We start from the raw sequence: 16,463 nt of genomic DNA on the forward strand, positions 1-16,463 counted from the left end.
GCACCCCTCGATGGTCAATCTTTCTTCATCGACAACCAACTCCTAGACAAATCCATCATTTTGAGACCAAAATAAGTCAAACATCATCAAACTGCATCAAACAGCATCAACTGGGTAGGGGGAACCCATGGAACAGGCCAGCAGACCCGTTCGGCACGACGTCGCAATGGCGATGACCATCCTGGCGCTCGCTCTTTTGCTCGCCGCCACCGGATTGATCTTGATTGACCGATGGCACTCCGCGGCACGCCGACTCCAGGCACCCACGTTCGAAGACCTCCTGGGACTTGTCGCAACTGCCGCCGGTCTGGGGATCGGGGTCTGGTGGATCGGCACGTTCCTTCTGGCAATAGCCGCCGCGCTCCTCCAGCAAGCCGGCAAGGACCGCTGCGCGAGCGCCACCGCCAAACTCAGCCCAGCCTTCATGCGCAGGCTTGCTGTTGCAATTCTGGGCCTGAATCTCGCGGGAATTCCCCTGGCGAATGCGTCATCGGCACAGCTTGAACGAGCGTGGGGCCCGGCAAACGGCTCAACACCGTCCAGCGGAATCTCGGCCCAATGGACACCCGGCTCCAATCCTTCTCCGAATCGCCCAGTCGTGCCCTCGCTTGAGTCCGGCTCATCGGAGATCGACCCCTATTGGCAACCGCGCGCGCCTGCTGCCGAGCCAAGGCTTCTGGGAACCAGGCCACAGCGGGCCGCGGAACAGTCTGCCTCGCCAAATCAAGGCGAAGTGGTGGTGAGGCGGGGAGATTCACTGTGGTCAATTGCCGCCCGGCAGCTGGGCCCGATGGCCAGTGACGTCGACATTGCCCTTCGCTGGCCGAAGTGGTATGCCGCAAACCGACATGTCATCGGAGACGACCCGGGTCTCCTTGTCCCAGGTCAGATCCTGCAACCACCGCCCAGGTAGCCCAGCAGCCGGACCCCACGAGCCCCGAACCACCGCCATCCGCCATCCGCCATCCGCCATCGACTCGTAGCCGAGGAAGTCCATGAGTGCATCACCAGCCATCCGCACTGTGCCCAATGCAGTCCGGACGCCTCCTCCACCCATTGCCTCGCGTTCAATCGTGGTTTCGCCGCGGGCCAAAGCCCGGGCGGGAGGTCCGTCCGACAAGGGGCCTTCCTCTGCCAGCAAAGCGGCTCGGCTCCTTAGCCTCGACGGTGAAATCCGCGCGCTGGCCCGCAGTATCGCGCAAGCCGCGATGGAGGTCCTTGCCGGGACCCGGCCGGTGCAACAACTCTCACGCACGTTGGATCCCGGATGCCTCAGCGCACTGCAACACCGGGCCGCACTGACGCGAGCCCACGCTGCCAGCACCCAGGGCGGGCAGTCCAGACTTCACCGAAGTCCGATGGTCCGCTCCGTGCATGTCTGCGCGGTGAAGGACGGAGTGTACGAGGCCAGCTTGGTTGTCTCGGAAGAACTCCGATCCCGCGCCGTAGCCATGAGGCTTGAAGGGAGCAATGGCACGTGGAGGGTCACCGCCCTGGAAATCGGCTGACGGCGGGTTCATCTGAAATGGCAGCACAACGGAGAAGGACCAGAACGGGGTGTTCTGGTCCTTCTCCGTTTTCACGGCAAGCATCCGCTTGTTGGATACGTATGGCAGTTGCGAGGGTCCCTCAGCTATATGCGTCAGGCAACCACGGTGTCAGCGGCGCTTCTTCTTGTTGGATCCGCGCTGCTTGTCATCGGCGGCGGCCTTGGCGGGGTTGCCTGAGCGTCCCGAGGCCCGCCCCTCAACACGGGTCTGGCTCGCACCGTCTTCACCGGGTGCCGTGTACTGGAGCTGAACAGGCTTCTCCGGGGCTTCGAGGCCGGCCGCGCGAATCTGCGGATCGTGGTGTTCCACGTGACCGCCTTCCGGGCTGCCGTCCACTACCACCACGTCTTCGGCGGGCGTTACTTCCACTTCCAGGTTGTAGAGGAAGCCAACGCTCTCCTCGCGGATGGCCTCCATCATGCTCTGGAACATCGTGAATCCTTCGCGCTGGTACTCGACCAGGGGATCCCTTTGGGCCATGGCGCGCAGGCCAATGCCCTCTTTGAGGTAGTCCATCTCATAGAGGTGTTCCTGCCATTTGCGGCCAAGGACCGAGAGGACAACCCGGCGCTCAAGCTCGCGCATGTTCTCGGCGCCAATGACTTCTTCCCGCTCCTTGTAAACGAGCTGCGCGTCCGAAAGGATCTCGTTCTTGAGGAATTCAACGGACACGCGGGCCTTGCCACCGGCTTCGTCAATGATGTCCTGGGACGACACAGTTACCGGGTACAGCGTCTTGAGGTTGGTCCACAGTTGGTGGAAGTCCCAGTCATCTCCGGTTCCCTCCGCCGTCGCGGCATCGATCAGGGCGTTGATGGTGTCTTCCAGGAAGAACTGGACCTTCTCGTGCAGGTCGTCGCCTTCCAGGATCCTGCGACGGTCGCCATAGATGGCTTCACGCTGGCGGTTCAGGACGTCGTCGTACTTAAGGACATTCTTGCGCTGCTCGGCATTCCGCCCTTCAACCTGGCCCTGGGCCGAAGCGATCGCACGGGACACGAGCTTGGATTCGAGGGCAACGTCGTCCGGCACGGAGCTGTTCATGAGGCGCTCGGCGGCACCGGAGTTGAAGAGCCTCATGAGGTCATCGGTCAGCGAGAGGTAGAAGCGGGACTCGCCCGGGTCACCCTGGCGCCCGGAGCGGCCACGGAGCTGATTGTCGATTCGACGGGATTCGTGGCGTTCCGTGCCCAGTACATACAGCCCGCCCAGTTCAAGCACTTCCTCATGCTCGTCCTTGACTGCCTGCTTGGCTGCTTCGAGGGCTTCCGGCCACTCGGCCTCGTACTCCTCGGAGTTTTCTTCAGGATCCAGGCCCCGCTTTGCCAACTCGGCGATGGCCGTGAACTCGGCGTTTCCGCCCAGCATGATGTCAGTACCACGGCCGGCCATGTTGGTAGCGACCGTGACAGCACCCTTGCGTCCGGCCTGGGCGACAATGGCCGCCTCGCGCGCGTGGTTCTTCGCATTCAGGACCTCGTGCCGGATGCCTTCCTTGGCCAACAGCTTGGCAAGGTATTCGCTCTTCTCCACGCTGGTGGTACCGACGAGCACGGGTTGGCCTTTTTCGTGCCGTTCCGCGATGTCCTTCACGACGGCTTCGAACTTCACGATTTCGTTCTTGTACACGAGGTCCGACTGGTCGATGCGCTGCATGTCCCGGTTGGTGGGAATGGGCACCACGCCAAGCTTGTACGTGCTCATGAACTCAGCGGCTTCGGTTTCAGCCGTGCCGGTCATGCCCGAGAGCTTGGAGTACATGCGGAAGTAGTTCTGCAGGGTCACGGTGGCGAGAGTCTGGTTCTCGGCCTTGATCTCGACGTTTTCCTTGGCCTCGATCGCCTGGTGCATGCCTTCGTTATAACGCCGTCCGGCAAGGATACGGCCAGTGTGTTCGTCAACAATGAGGACTTCGCCGTCCAGGATGACGTAGTCCTTGTCCCGTTTGAAGAGCTCTTTGGCTTTGATGGCATTGTTCAAGAAGCCGATGAGCGGGGTGTTGGCGGATTCGTAGAGGTTCTGGATGCCGAGGTAGTCCTCGACCTTCTCGATGCCGGCTTCGAGAACACCGACGGTGCGCTTCTTTTCATCGACCTCGTAGTCGATTTCAGGCTGGAGACGCTGCACGACCTTGGCGAATTCGCTGTACCAGCGGTTGGTGTCACCCTGGGCCGGACCGGAGATAATGAGCGGGGTACGGGCCTCGTCGATGAGGATGGAGTCCACTTCGTCGACAATCGCGAAGTGGTGGCCGCGCTGCACAAGCTCGGATTTGTCCCACGCCATGTTGTCGCGCAAGTAGTCGAAGCCGAATTCGTTGTTGGTGCCGTAAGTGATGTCTGCCGCGTACATTTGGCGGCGCACTTCGGGATCCTGGTTGGACAGGATGCACCCGCTGCTGAGGCCAAGGAATCGGTAGACACGGCCCATGAGCTCGGACTGGTATTCGGCGAGGTAGTCGTTGACTGTCACGACGTGCACGCCCTTGCCGGTGAGCGCATTGAGGAAGGCCGGAGCAGTGGCCACGAGGGTCTTTCCTTCACCGGTCTTCATCTCGGCGATATTGCCGAGGTGGAGAGCGGCCCCGCCCATGAGCTGGACATCGAAGTGGCGCATTCCCAGGGTGCGGGAGGAAGCTTCCCGCACAGCCGCGAAAGCCTCCGGCAAGAGATCGTCCAGCTTCTCGCCGTCCTCATGACGGGCGCGCAGCCTGTCCGTCTCCTCGCGCAATTCGGCGTCGGAGAAGGTCTTGAAGGAGTCTTCGAGGGCGTTGATGGAATCGGCATAGGTCCGCAGTTGCCTCAGGGTTTTTTTGTCACCCGTGCGGAGAAGTTTTTCGATAAGTGATGCCACGTAAAGTTGCTCCCAGTCTCAAGCTGCCGAATTCTGGCGGTTTCAGTCTACGGGAGAGACCAACGCCGCGCGGCCCCGTTTCCCTGAGAGCGGAGCGCAGCGCGCCCATAGGCCGCTGTCGGAGCCCTCCGGGTCTCAGCCGCGGGCCATTGCCGAGGCAAGCGTCGACGAGAGATCCCCCGTCGGTGACACGACGACGTCGTCGAGCCCCAGCCACCCGGCCATAAGCCGCAGCTCCGCGGAAAGCTCGACGGCGGTGTCCGCCGGGGCGTCCGGCTCGGCGTGGGCGGCACGCACCAGAAGTTGCTTGGCTGCGCGGTCCGCCTTGAGGTCTACGCGCGCGACCACGGCGTCACGGAGGAGGAAAGGCAGTACGTAGTAGCCGAACTTGCGCTTCTCCGCCGGCGTATAGATTTCGATCCGGTAGTGAAAACCGAACAACTCCTCGAGCCTTCTACGCTCGAAGACCAGCGAATCGAACGGGCTGAGGAGTGCGCGGCCCGTCGCGGCCCGGGGAAGCCGGGCGTCCACATGCCGGTACAAAGCCCGGTCCCAGCCACGCACCGTGACCGGTTCCAGACGCCCGGCGGCAACGAGCCTGTCGATCGATGCTGCTGCAGCCTTCACCGGAGTCCGGAAGTAATCTGCGAAGCAGCGGATTGTTCCGATGCCATGGGCCTGGGCTGCGGCGTCGATCAGCCGGTCCATGGCCGCCGTCGACACGTCGGAGCCAGCGTCCGGGAGCGCTCCTGCGCGAGCGATGACGGCAGGCAATCCTGGCGGTAGAACCCGCGATGTCAGCGTGTACCGCCGCTCGAACTGCTCAGTCCGCGACGCAGCCGTCACGAGTCCCTCTTCAAACAAGTGTTCCAAAACCCTCTTGACCAGGTTCCAGTTCCAACCCCAGTTGTCGTGCTGCCGGTCTTCCTGGTGCCCCAGATGCGCGGTCAATTGAGCGGCAGTCATGGGGCGTCCGGTTGCGAGCGTTTCGAGGATCCGGTTGGCCATGTCCTCCCGGATTCCGCGTTCCAAGTGGGACGCGCCTACCCAGGCGCGGTTTTGCCAGAGCAGCAGATCTTGAAAGTGTTCCGGGCGGATGAAGCTCGCCTCGTGCGCCCAGTACTCCATCATGCGCCGCGGACTTCGCCCGGCCATCGCATGAAGGATGCTTCGGTCGTAGTTGCCAAGCCTTGAGAAGAAAGGAAGGTAGTGACTGCGCGAGAGGACGTTGACGGAGTCGATCTGCACCACCTGGAGGCGGGCAAAGGTGCGGCCCACCGTCCGTGAAGTCACGGGGCCGGTGGGCCGTTCCTTGTCCAGTCCTTGGGCTGCCAATGCAATCCGCCGTGCCTGCAACAGGCTCAGCGAAGCGGCCATGCCAGTCCTTTCATGGGAAAAACGAATGCGGCCTAGGCTGTAGCGGCCTGGTCATTCGAACGGTAAGCGTGGATCTTTTCCTCCACGGGTTCGTCTCCTGGCTCGCATGTGGAATCCAGAGTGATTACTCCATATGTCCAGCCACGGCGACGGTAGACAACCGACGGCGTGTTGGTTTCCTTATCCACGAACAGGTAGAAATTGTGGCCCACCAATTCCATGTTGTCCACCGCGTCATCAAGGGTGAGCGAAGCGGCGGGGAAAACCTTGCGACGAATCAGGACCGGGGAATCACCGGCCGGAATGTCGTTGTCGACGTCGTAGGGCGAGGTCTCCACCGGTGGCGTCGTTGGCTCCTGGTGGTTGCTGGCCTCTACGTAAATGGGTTCGCTTGCGCTGGCAGGCTCAAGCGTCGCAGTAGCCTCACGGACGGCTTTGGGGGTGTGGCGGCCGTGGTGGACCTTCTTGCGGTCCTTGGCCCTGCGGAGTCTTTCCAGCAGCTTGCTGTAGGCGAGATCAAAGGCGGCAAACTTGTCAGCGGCGCTCGCTTCGGCCCGGATCACAGGGCCCCGGCCCAGAACTGTCACTTCCACCGTGAGCTGGCCCGGTGTCTGGCGCGGGTTGGTTTCCTTTGAAACCTTCGCGTCAACCCTCTGGACCTTGTCCCCAAGCGATTCAATCTTTGAAATCTTCTCGCCGGCATACTCGCGGAAGCGATCCGAAACGGTCAGATTACGGCCGCTGATCATGAACTCCATGGTGCCCTCCAAACAACTCAGGTGACACGATAAGGGCGCTTCTCGGGGCTGATCTGACGGACAGTCGAGCCCCTTTCCGAGCCGCTATCGACAGGTACATCTGTTCTTGGTACCCATAACCGACGTTAGTTCATCGCCACGGGTAATTCATCCTTTCGTCACTTATTTTTTGTTTGAGTCGGCACGGGCCGGGTGTGTTGCAAGTCCGGAGGAAGGTCGCTTCCGGACGGCGGCCGGGTGGCTGCCAGGACCACGGCGCCACGCACCACGCCTCCCGCCGCCGACACCGCCCGGGCGGCTTCGGCGAGGGTGGCACCGGTAGTGAGGACGTCGTCGACGATCACGCATATCCTGCCCTCCAAGGAAGCTCTGCGGAACAACCGAAGGGTCATGGAGCCGCGGACACGGCGCGCACGCTCTCCGCGGCCCAAGCCCTTTTGCCCGTTTCCCGGTCCAGGCGCCGTCTTCAACGCATCCATGATTTGCAGACCCGGCAAAGCGTCCAGGCGCCGCAGGCGGCCGAGCAAGAGATGGACCGGACTGAAGCCGCGACGCCGAAAGGCCGCATTGCTACTGGGAACCGGTACAAGACAGACATCCACCTTGTCTCCAACGGCAGACCGGATGGCCTTGCCGAGCGCAGGCGCGAGCACCGAAGCCAGCCGTCCCTGGCCTAGATGCTTGAAAGAAAGGAGTGCTTGGGCCAGTTCATCCCGATAGTGCCCGCCTGCGACAACAGGCAGAATCACGGACCCATCCACCCTAAGCAAGGCCGGTGCCTGCCCTTCAGCGCGGAATGGACGGGTGCACAGAAGGCGCAACTGCCGCGCACAGGAGCGGCAGAGCGCCGAATCCTCGGAACCACAGCACACGCATTCCACGGGAGCCAGAACCGCCAGCAACTCGACGAAGGCCTCACCAACCCCCTGGGCGAGCCTCGTCCATCGGGCAGGATGGAGTCCCCTATGGCGCGCGGCGCCACCAAGGACGACGGCAAGGTCAGGGTCGCGCGCTCGGCAACGGCTGTCAGTACCCATACCCCAAGCATCCGGCTCCTCGCCGACGGCCAACACTCCCGAGGCGCGCTATGTGGAAAACCGCGTTTCGCGGTGAACGCCTAGCCCGGGAAGGAAGGATCTACGGGGCCCTTGAGTTGCAGTTCCCAGCCGTTGCCCACTCGTTGGAACACGCCTGCCCCTGACTGTCCGAAGATCTGCTCCGGTCCGTTGCCTGCGCTGATAGTCGTCAGGTTCGGCCATGCCGGTAGCAGCTGCGGCTGGCTCGACGTCAAGGACAACAGTTCGGGAACCACGTTCTCGGTTGACGAGGCTTTCATCACCGCGACCGTCGTGGAATTGACCCAAACCCCTTGATCAACCGGAGCGGAGGCGAACAAGGTGAGGGGTGAAGTCAGATCCTTGGGGGTCCCGTCAGGATTGCGGACAATACCGGTCACCTGCACCGATGACTTGCCGTTCATCTCGGAGATGACCAATGCGCGCGTCCCTTCGCGGGATATCCGGAAGTCCCTCACCACGCGCCCTGCCAGCCATGGCGGCGCCATCGTCACCGTGGGGACGGCCTGGCCCTGGGGAACGTTGGACGGTTTGAACGCCACCACCTCGGTGGCACCGTTGGCTCCCGGGCCTGCCGTCCAGACCCAGTCCTGCGGGCTGAAGGAGGGATGGCTCAGGGTGCTCCTGGTTGTCAGTTGACGGGCGGGTTGGCCGGGAATGATCGAATACAGGACGGTTCCGGCACCGTTGAGGAAGGCCACGGCCTGGGACGTCGGGGACTCGGCGGGAGCGCTCGGATTCAGTCCGGCCACCGGCTGCATGTCCGGGAGGGCCGAGACCCTGTTGTTCTCGTAGCGCACGAGTTCGTCGTTGCTGATCGCGATTTGGCGCGCAGGAGCATTCTTCTCAAGCACTGGCGGCAGGACCGAACCGTTGTCCTCCACCCGGACAAGGTCCTGGTCAGCCCGCAACTGAACGTTCACCACGTCCGGCTGGCTACGGAAGGTCAAGGTTAGTTGGTTTTGCATGCGCTGCCGGTCCTCGGCAGAGGCATCCACGAGTTCCTTCGCGGAAAGGTCCACCTGGGCTGCGCCCGACACAACCGGCACGGACTCCCGGGCCAGTTTCATGCCGGAAGGAAAAGCACTGACCACCGCGCCCTGGAGGTAGGGCGCAGGACCATCAAGCAAGGCGCTGGTCATCGCCTTGACAGTGTTCTTCTTGATGAACCACCGGACGTCCGGAACCGCATACATAAACGTAGGGTCGTAGAAATAGATGGGCTGGGCCGCGTAGATGACTTTGAACGTCTCTTCCGGGATCGCGGTGCCGTCCGGGACCGCTGAGATCCGCCATTCGCCGTCGACCTGTTCCAGGGTCACCGGAATTGTTTCGGTTGTTCCTTCCGGGAACTGCGTCGCGACGCCGTCGGCGTCAACCGAGTAGGCGAGGTCCAACTGGTACTTGAACTCATTTTCCACACCGGTCTTGACGACTGTCGCCTTGCGGAAAACGAGCGTGCGCTTGTCCGACTTCCAGCTCACGGACAGCGCCTGCGTGAGGTATTGCCGGGCCACCGCGTAGTCGCCTTCGTAACCGCTGCCTGCACCATAGAAGTCTTCGATGATGGACTCGGGAGTGGCTCCGGGGTGTGGCGGCGGAGGGAAGAAGACGGGAGCGTTCGGGTTGCCCGCGCTCTCGTCCTTGCTCTTCCCCACCGGACCGGACCTCGGGATCTGGGCGCAGGAACTAAGGACCACCATGAGGACAGCAAGAACGGCAATCACGGCCCTTAACACGTATGGGCGCCGGGAAAGGTAAGGGCGTTGGGAACTCAAGGTGCCGTCCCCCCTTGGGGTTTGTCGGCGTCGTCGTTTCCGGCTGGAGGCAGTACGGCGGGCAGTACAGGCGGCAGTGACGGAGCGTCCTCCGGCTTCGGATCCGCGGCGGAAGCGCGCTCCTGGGGCGGGTCGCCCGCATCCAGAACGAGCATCTGGCGCTCAGGGGCGGCGCCCGGCAAATGGATGTCAGCGGGTTCAAGCTGCAACGGTGATTTCACGATGGTGCCTCCCTTCTTGAGGGGCAGCGTCAGCCGGAAGTTCGAACCGGATCCCTTGCGCCCCCAAGCCTGCAGCCAACCGTTGTGGAGCTTGGTGTCCTCCGCAGCAATGGAAAGTCCCAGTCCGCTGCCACCCGTGGTCCGGGCACGCGCGGGATCGGCGCGCCAGAAACGATCGAAGACCCGCGCGGCTTCTGCCGGGCTCATCCCTATGCCGAAGTCACGCACGGAGATGGCGACGGCGTCGTGATTGGCCGCAACCGAAACGTGGACGGGCTTCCCCTCGCCGTGTTCGACGGCGTTGAGCAGCAGGTTCCGCAGGATGCGGTCGATCCGGCGGGCGTCCATCTCCACGATGATCCGCTTGTGGCGCGAGGTAAGGCGCACTTCGGAGCCGTACTCCGCGGCAACAGGCGAGGCGCCGTCGATGACATGCGAGACGACCTGGAAGATGTCCGTCGGCTCGGAGTCCAACACCGCGGCTCCGGCGTCGAAGCGTGAAATCTCCAGCAGGTCCGAGAGCAAGGACTGGAAGCGCTCCACCTGGTTGTAGAGCAGTTCCGCGGAGCGCTTGTTGATGGGGTCGAAGTCGTCGCGGGCATCGAACAGCACTTCCGCCGCCATCCGGACGGTGGTGAGCGGTGTCCGCAGTTCATGGGACACATCGGAGACAAACCGTTGCTGCATCTGGGACAACGTGGCCAGCTGCGTAATCTGTTCCTGCAGGCTCGCGGCCATGTGGTTGAAGGAGGCGCCCAGCCTGGCCACCTCGTCTTCGCCCTTGACCACCATCCGTTCCTGCAACTGGCCCGCGGCCAGCTTCTCGGAGACGACCGCGGCGTGGCTTACGGGACTCACGACGTTCCTGGTCACGTACCAGGCAATCCCGCCGATCATCAGGATGAGTGCGGCGCCGCCCGCCCACAGCACGTTCTGGATTTCGTCCAGGGTTTGTTGGGCGGTATCCAGGTCATAGAGGAGATAGAGCTCGTAGACCGTGCCGTTGAACGTGACCTTGTTGCCGACGGCGATGCCGGGGTGGTCCTGGTTGCCGACAGGGAACTCAGTGGAAGCCCAGTACTGGTCCTTGCCCGATTCCTGCACCGACTTGCGAAGTGCCGGAGGAATGACGCGGACAGTCAATTGATCCGAGGCCCGCGATTCCACCCACCGGTTGCGCGGCTTGGTTTGTTCGGGCATCGCTTCGAACACGTATCGCCGCTGGATGACCGAGCCGTTGCCCTCCACTGCCTTGAGGGTGTCGTAGACGAGGGTGATGACGCTTGATTGGTCGTTGGCCTGTGAGCCGTCGAAGGTGTCCTGGACTTGCTTGACGTAGTAACGGCTCTCGGATTCGGCCTGCTTCAAACGCTCCTGGAACAGGTTGTTCGCTATTTGGTTCGAGAGGTACGCACCGACCACCGCAAATGACACCATCGACAGTACGATCGTCACCGCGACGGTCCTGAATTCGAGCGAGCGGCGCCAACGGCGCAGCAGCGCGCGCCACAAATACCGGATTCCCGGCCGGATGTGGCGAAGTCCGGTCACTACAAGGCGGGAGACACGCAGTGCCAGAATCAGGGCGCGGCGTGTCCAAATGCGGGTGCGCTCCAGGATCCACGGGAGGTTCAGTGCCCGGGCATCCGTGTGTTCCGGGACAGGATGTCCTGAAGCGGGATGTTTGACCTTGGCCGCCGGGGCCTCTTGGTCAGTGCCGGGCTCGCCGGTGGAAGACTCAGGCGCCTGCTTTATATCCGACACCACGAACCGTCAATACAACTTCGGGAGCTTCCGGGTCACGCTCAATCTTGGACCGGAGGCGCTGGACATGGACATTGACCAGCCGGGTGTCGGCAGCGTGGCGATAGCCCCATACCTGCTCTAGGAGCAGTTCACGGGTGAAGACCTGCCAGGGCTTGCGCGCCAGCGCGACCAAGAGATCGAATTCCAGCGGCGTCAGCGAAATCCGCTCTCCGCCGCGTGTCACCAAGTGGCCCGCGACGTCGATGGTGACGTCGGCAATCCGCAGGGTCTCGGGCGCCTTCTGGTCTCCGGGACGCAGCCGGGCGCGGACCCGGGCCACGAGTTCGGCCGGCTTGAAAGGCTTGGGCACGTAGTCATCGGCACCGGATTCAAGGCCGCGGACGACGTCGGAGGTGTCCGATTTGGCGGTGAGCATGACGATGGGAACGTCCGACTCCCCGCGGATCTGGCGGCACACTTCGATGCCATCCGATCCGGGCAGCATGAGGTCAAGCAGTACCAGATCTGGCTTTGAGGAACGGAAGACCTCCAGTGCTTGCCCGCCGTCCGCGCAAAAAACCGGGTCGAAGCCGTCGTTCCGCAGCACGATGCCGATCATTTCGGCCAGCGCTTCGTCGTCGTCTACTACCAGGATGCGTGCCTTCATAGTTATATATTCCCTTATCACCAGGCCTTTGTCCCGTTGAGCCCGATCACGGCATGGCGCGCTGCAGCCAGCAGGCGATTGGGCTATGAGGCGCGACGGCGGAACTATAGGCTGGGCGAACGGCCCCTTTCGGGGTCCCGTGCATTGCTGCGGACGCATCTTTTGGGGAGGAAAAAGTGTCACAGCCAGATCCGGGGAACCGGCCCGAACAGGGACCGCAGCCACCGTGGGGCGCCCAGCCACAGTGGGGCGCGCCGCAGCCAGGCGCCCGGCCACCGTGGGGCGCCCAGCCACAGCCCGGCGCCCAGCCACAGTGGGGCTCCCGACCGCAATGGGGCGCGCCACAGTATCCGGGGCAAGCGTGGGGCGCGCCGATCGATCCGCGTTGGCCGGGCGGCGGTCCGCCGCCCTATGGCCAGCCCCGCTATGTGGCTCCCCCGAAACCCGGAATCGTGCCCCTCCGGCCGCTCTTCTTCGGCGAGATCATGGACGGCGCCTTCCAGACCATCCGCCGGAACGCCAAAACCATGTTCGGCTCCGCCCTTATTGTCCAGGCGGTCACCGGTGCACTAAGCACGGTGGCCGCGCTGGGCATGCTCGGGATGGTCCGACCTCCCGTAGGAGGATTCACGAGCCAAGACGAGGCGATGCGCTATCTTGGCCCGATCATGAGCGCCACTGCCGGGATTCTGGGAATTTCCTTGCTCGCCATGGTGCTCGCCGCCATCCTTCAGGGCGTCATGGCCATCCCCGTCGCCCGGTCGGCGCTGAACCGGCCCACCGGTTTCAAGCAAATGTGGTCCCTGGCCCGCTCCCGTATCTGGCCCCTGGTAGGCCTTGCCTTCCTCTTGCTTGCCGGATCGTTGGTGTTCTTCGTGGTCCTGTTCGTGCTGGCCGCCCTCATCCTGACCGGCTTGGGACCGGCCGGGGCGCTTTTGCTTCTCCCGTTGGGATTCGGTGCGATCGTCGTTTATGTCTGGATCTACACCAAGCTGATGGTGGCCCCCGCCGCGATCACTGTAGAAGAACTCGGCGTCTTCGCCGGTCTCCGGCGCTCGTGGGCGCTGACCACCCGGAGCTGGTGGCGGATCTTCGGAATCACCCTGCTGGTGGCCTTCATGGTGGGCATCATCGGGTCGGTCATCCAGATTCCCCTGAGCATGGCGTCCGGCGGAGTAACCTCTGTGTTCGCACCCCATGCCGGCGCCTCGCAGGTGACCACCACGGCGATTGTCCTGCTTGTGGTTTCGCAGGTCGTAGCGGTCCTCATAAGTGCAGTCGGCTTCGCTTTCCAGACCTCCGTGGCAGCCTTGATCTACATGGACCTGAGGATGCGGCGCGACGGCCTGGACGTGGAGCTCCTGCGGCTTCTGGAGACCGGAGAAGATCCCGACGGCGTTCCGGGCCGGCGCCGGGCACCTCAAGCCGGTCCGCGTCCATGGCCGCCAAACCCCGCTCAGGGTTTCCCCACAGGATGATTGCGGTATCCGCGCCCTTCGCGCTTCCTTTCGCCGCCTCCGAGCCTCCCGTTGATCCGGACCGCGGAGAAGCCCAACGGTGGGCGGTTGAGGAACTGTCCAAACCGCAGTACGCATCTGCCAAACCCAATTGGATCGATCAGATGTGGAACCAGTTCATCGACTGGCTCCGATCTTTGAATGGCAATTCCATCAGCGGGCCAAATATCGGCATGCCGTTGATCGCCGCCTTGGCCGTAGTCCTCATCGTGGTTGCCGTGATTGTGGTCAGGCCGAGGCTCAACGCCCGAAAGAAGACGTCAGCAGAGGTTTTCGACGGCGAGGCAACAGTTGATGCCGATGCCTTCCGCGCCCGGGCATCTGCTGCGGCAAGCCGCGAGGACTGGCAAACGGCCGTCGTCGAACAGTTCCGCGCTGTGGTTCGCTCTGCGGAGGACCGGGCAGTCATCGATATCCAGGTTGGCCGGACAGCGGACGAGGCGGCTGCTCAATTGGGGCGCGCGTTCGGGGCAGCCAGTTCGCGCCTTGAGGAAGCGGCGCGGATTTTCGATGGCGTGAAATACGGGAAGGCAAGCGCCACCGCGTCCGATCACGCCGCCGTGCTGGCATTGGACACCGGGTTATCGGCCATGAAACCTGATTTCGCCGGGCACTCCGCCAACGGTTTCGCGGTGCCGCGATGACTGCGGACACTCAAACACTCCGGTGGTCGGCGCAGTTTCGGGGCTGGATGCGCCGCCAAATGGCCTGGCTCATCATCGGAGCCATCGTCGCGGCACTGGGCATTGCCACCCTGGCCCAATCCCCCGCAAACGCGGACAAGGAACCCCTCTCTCCCAGCAATCCCGCACCGGATGGTGCCATGGCCACGGCCGAAATCCTCCGGCGGCACGGCGTCGCGGTCACGGAATCCGATTCGTTCGCGGCGACAGCCTCCATGCTCGCTGGGAAACCACGCGCCACCGTCTTCCTGTATGACCGCAATGGCTATCTCGGCCCCACCCAGTTGCACAGCTTGCTGCAATCGGCTGCCCGCGTGGTGGTGGTGGCCCCCGGCCTCCGAACCCTGACCGGACTGGGCAGCGAGATCCATAACGCGGGGGTGGTTCCCGACAGCACTTCAACGTTGGGAGCGGGGTGCGTTCAGGCTGATCCACTCGCCGCAGGGGATGTCTCCGGCAAGGGTGGATTCCTTTACAAGGGCGCCGAGGTGACCTGCTACAGGCCGAGTAGCAACGACGGCGGCATGTACGCGGCGAGCGCGGACGGTCGCTTGGTGGTTCTCGGCAGCACAGCCCTGCTCAGCAACGATCTGCTGCAGGAAGAGGGCAATGCCGCCTTGGCCCTCCGAACTCTCGGGCCGACTCCGGATCTCGTCTGGTATCTTCCGGGCCTCGGAGACGTACCAAGCGACGGCAGACCGCCCACGCTGAATGAATTGGCGCCACCGTGGGTTGGCTTCCTGGGATTGTGGTTGGCGGTGGTCGCGTTGCTGGCTGTGCTGTGGCGCGGCAGGCGGCTTGGTCCGCTCGTATTCGAGCCGCTGCCGGTGGTGGTCAAGGCCGTGGAGACCGCCGAAGGCCGCGCCCGCCTCTACCAGGATTCCCGCGCCGTCGGCCAGGCGGCCGATAATCTGCGGTCCGGAACTTTGACCAGGCTTGCCAAGCACTTCCGGCTCGGCCCCGAGGCCGGCGCAGATGCCGTACTCGATGCCGTGGCCCGAAAGGTCGACCGGCCGGCACAGGAGCTGCGTATGCTCCTGCTGGAGCACCGGCCACGCACCGAATCAGAACTCGTCCAATGGGCACAAAGCATCGAAACACTCGAGCAGGAGGCAATAGCCCAATGAGTAATCAAGCACAGAGCAATCAGGCACAGAGCAATCAGGCACAGAGCAATCAAGCAGACGGTTTCACCGACGGCGCCTATGGCTACCCGGGAGGTCCGGCGTCGCAGGAGCCGGCGGTGCAGGCAGCCACCCGGTCCGATCCTGCCCGCAAAGCCCTGCTGGACGTCCGTCACGAAGTCGGCAAGGCCGTCGTCGGGCAGGATGCAACGGTGACTGGCATGCTCATCGCGCTGCTCTGCGGAGGCCACGTGCTGCTTGAGGGCGTTCCGGGCGTTGCCAAGACACTGCTGGTGCGGGCCTTGTCCACGGCGCTGAGCCTGGATACGAAGCGCGTCCAGTTCACTCCGGACCTCATGCCGGGTGACGTCACCGGATCGCTCGTCTACGACTCGCACACCTCGGAATTCACCTTCCGGGAAGGGCCGGTGTTCACCAACATCATGCTGGCGGACGAAATCAACCGAACGCCGCCCAAGACCCAGGCTTCGCTGCTGGAGGCAATGGAGGAGCGCCAGGTATCCGTTGACGGACTCTCCCGGCCCCTGCCGTCGCCGTTCATTGTCGCCGCCACGCAGAACCCCGTCGAGTACGAGGGCACGTATCCCCTGCCGGAGGCCCAGCTGGACCGTTTCCTCCTCAAGCTCTCCATGCCGCTGCCCGGACGTGCCGAAGAGATCGAAGTGGTCCGCAGGCATTCGGAAGGTTTTGATCCGCGCAACTTGCTGGCCGCGGGAGTCAGGCCCGTGGCGGGCGTCGCCGAACTCCAAAATGCCCGCGACGCGGTGGCCGGAGTGACAGTGGCCCCCGAGATCCTCGGCTACATTGTGGACGTCGTGCGGGCGACCCGGGCGGCGCCGTCGTTCCAGTTGGGAGTCTCCCCACGCGGCGCCACAGCGCTGCTGAACACCTCGCGTGCCTGGGCCTGGTTGTCCGGACGCAACTTCGTCACCCCCGACGACGTCAAAGCGCTCTCCCTGCCATGTTTGAGGCACCGTGTGGGGCTTCGTCCCGAAGCCCAAATGGACGGTGTGAGCGTAGATGATGTCCTCGGCAGCATCCTGGCTTCTGTTCCCGTGCCGCGCTGATTGGCCGTGCCCCATGACTGTCCCG

Annotated in this window: 14 protein-coding genes; 7 read left to right on the top strand and 7 right to left on the bottom strand. The window is 63.4% G+C overall.

Annotated elements, in window-relative coordinates:
* Positions 1-127 precede the first annotated feature (127 nt).
* A complete protein-coding gene (locus tag AC1DJW_RS00110; protein WP_284751314.1) occupies positions 128-913 on the top strand; it encodes a LysM peptidoglycan-binding domain-containing protein in 786 nt (261 codons plus the stop codon).
* Between the two features lie 82 nt (positions 914-995).
* Positions 996-1,508, top strand: coding sequence for an Rv3235 family protein (locus tag AC1DJW_RS00115; protein ID WP_390279206.1), 513 nt, complete (start codon positions 996-998; stop codon positions 1,506-1,508).
* Positions 1,509-1,658: 150 nt separating this feature from the next.
* On the opposite strand, the gene secA is transcribed toward AC1DJW_RS00115, so the two are convergent.
* The 4 genes from secA to AC1DJW_RS00135 form a co-directional block, all read right to left on the bottom strand.
* Positions 1,659-4,403 carry a preprotein translocase subunit SecA gene (gene secA, locus AC1DJW_RS00120; RefSeq protein ID WP_284751316.1) on the bottom strand — a complete coding sequence of 915 codons (2,745 nt, stop codon included), beginning with the start codon at positions 4,401-4,403 and terminating at the stop codon, positions 1,659-1,661.
* Between the two features lie 135 nt (positions 4,404-4,538).
* Positions 4,539-5,780, bottom strand: coding sequence for a winged helix-turn-helix domain-containing protein (locus tag AC1DJW_RS00125; protein WP_284751317.1), 1,242 nt, complete (start codon positions 5,778-5,780; stop codon positions 4,539-4,541).
* A gap of 32 nt (positions 5,781-5,812) precedes the next feature.
* Positions 5,813-6,538 (bottom strand): ribosome hibernation-promoting factor, HPF/YfiA family, encoded by a 726-nt coding sequence (gene hpf, locus AC1DJW_RS00130; protein ID WP_234748144.1) that lies wholly within the window; start codon positions 6,536-6,538, stop codon positions 5,813-5,815.
* Between the two features lie 158 nt (positions 6,539-6,696).
* Complete coding sequence (locus AC1DJW_RS00135; RefSeq protein ID WP_476900471.1) at positions 6,697-7,287, bottom strand: ComF family protein; 591 nt, start codon at positions 7,285-7,287, stop codon at positions 6,697-6,699.
* Between the two features lie 216 nt (positions 7,288-7,503).
* Between AC1DJW_RS00135 and AC1DJW_RS00140 the strand changes: the two genes are divergently transcribed.
* Positions 7,504-7,659 carry a hypothetical protein gene (locus tag AC1DJW_RS00140; protein WP_476900472.1) on the top strand — a complete coding sequence of 52 codons (156 nt, stop codon included), beginning with the start codon at positions 7,504-7,506 and terminating at the stop codon, positions 7,657-7,659.
* Here the strand turns inward: AC1DJW_RS00140 and AC1DJW_RS00145 are convergent.
* The 3 genes from AC1DJW_RS00145 to mtrA are packed head-to-tail and all read right to left on the bottom strand — an operon-like array spanning position 7,656 to position 12,026.
* The gene (locus AC1DJW_RS00145) at positions 7,656-9,392 is read right to left on the bottom strand and encodes an LpqB family beta-propeller domain-containing protein (RefSeq protein WP_476900473.1); all 1,737 of its coding nucleotides are present in this window, start codon (positions 9,390-9,392) and stop codon (positions 7,656-7,658) included. The two genes, AC1DJW_RS00140 and AC1DJW_RS00145, sit on opposite strands and share 4 nt — an antisense overlap.
* On the bottom strand, positions 9,389-11,380 hold the full coding sequence (gene mtrB / locus AC1DJW_RS00150) for an MtrAB system histidine kinase MtrB (RefSeq protein WP_459341164.1): 1,992 nt from the start codon (positions 11,378-11,380) through the stop codon (positions 9,389-9,391). The genes AC1DJW_RS00145 and mtrB overlap by 4 nt, the downstream gene beginning before the upstream one ends.
* Complete coding sequence (gene mtrA, locus AC1DJW_RS00155) at positions 11,352-12,026, bottom strand: MtrAB system response regulator MtrA (protein ID WP_059387541.1); 675 nt, start codon at positions 12,024-12,026, stop codon at positions 11,352-11,354. Before mtrA ends, mtrB begins: the two co-directional genes overlap by 29 nt.
* A 176-nt stretch (positions 12,027-12,202) precedes the next feature.
* Between mtrA and AC1DJW_RS00160 the strand changes: the two genes are divergently transcribed.
* The 4 genes from AC1DJW_RS00160 to AC1DJW_RS00175 are packed head-to-tail and all read left to right on the top strand — an operon-like array spanning position 12,203 to position 16,438.
* A complete protein-coding gene (locus tag AC1DJW_RS00160; RefSeq protein ID WP_459341165.1) occupies positions 12,203-13,504 on the top strand; it encodes a DUF7847 domain-containing protein in 1,302 nt (433 codons plus the stop codon).
* Positions 13,501-14,187 (top strand): DUF4129 domain-containing protein, encoded by a 687-nt coding sequence (locus tag AC1DJW_RS00165; RefSeq protein ID WP_459341166.1) that lies wholly within the window; start codon positions 13,501-13,503, stop codon positions 14,185-14,187. Before AC1DJW_RS00160 ends, AC1DJW_RS00165 begins: the two co-directional genes overlap by 4 nt.
* A 59-nt stretch (positions 14,188-14,246) precedes the next feature.
* Positions 14,247-15,353 carry a DUF4350 domain-containing protein gene (locus AC1DJW_RS00170; protein WP_284754744.1) on the top strand — a complete coding sequence of 369 codons (1,107 nt, stop codon included), beginning with the start codon at positions 14,247-14,249 and terminating at the stop codon, positions 15,351-15,353.
* Positions 15,350-16,438 (top strand): AAA family ATPase, encoded by a 1,089-nt coding sequence (locus tag AC1DJW_RS00175; protein ID WP_284754745.1) that lies wholly within the window; start codon positions 15,350-15,352, stop codon positions 16,436-16,438. Before AC1DJW_RS00170 ends, AC1DJW_RS00175 begins: the two co-directional genes overlap by 4 nt.
* The last annotated feature ends 25 nt before the right edge of the window (positions 16,439-16,463 follow it).

The organism is Arthrobacter sp. 05L417, assembly GCF_056397865.1.

What these genes read in the sequence shown, in the direction of transcription:
- AC1DJW_RS00110 (WP_284751314.1), top strand. Translation starts at nt 128, where the DNA reads ATGGAACAGGCCAGCAGACCCGTTCGGCACGACGTCGCAATGGCGATG.
- AC1DJW_RS00115 (WP_390279206.1), top strand. Translation starts at nt 996, where the DNA reads ATGAGTGCATCACCAGCCATCCGCACTGTGCCCAATGCAGTCCGGACG.
- AC1DJW_RS00125 (WP_284751317.1), bottom strand. Translation starts at nt 5,780, where the DNA reads ATGGCCGCTTCGCTGAGCCTGTTGCAGGCACGGCGGATTGCATTGGCA.
- hpf (WP_234748144.1), bottom strand. Translation starts at nt 6,538, where the DNA reads ATGGAGTTCATGATCAGCGGCCGTAATCTGACCGTTTCGGATCGCTTC.
- AC1DJW_RS00140 (WP_476900472.1), top strand. Translation starts at nt 7,504, where the DNA reads ATGGCGCGCGGCGCCACCAAGGACGACGGCAAGGTCAGGGTCGCGCGC.
- mtrA (WP_059387541.1), bottom strand. Translation starts at nt 12,026, where the DNA reads ATGAAGGCACGCATCCTGGTAGTAGACGACGACGAAGCGCTGGCCGAA.
- AC1DJW_RS00165 (WP_459341166.1), top strand. Translation starts at nt 13,501, where the DNA reads ATGATTGCGGTATCCGCGCCCTTCGCGCTTCCTTTCGCCGCCTCCGAG.
- AC1DJW_RS00170 (WP_284754744.1), top strand. Translation starts at nt 14,247, where the DNA reads ATGGCCTGGCTCATCATCGGAGCCATCGTCGCGGCACTGGGCATTGCC.
- AC1DJW_RS00175 (WP_284754745.1), top strand. Translation starts at nt 15,350, where the DNA reads ATGAGTAATCAAGCACAGAGCAATCAGGCACAGAGCAATCAGGCACAG.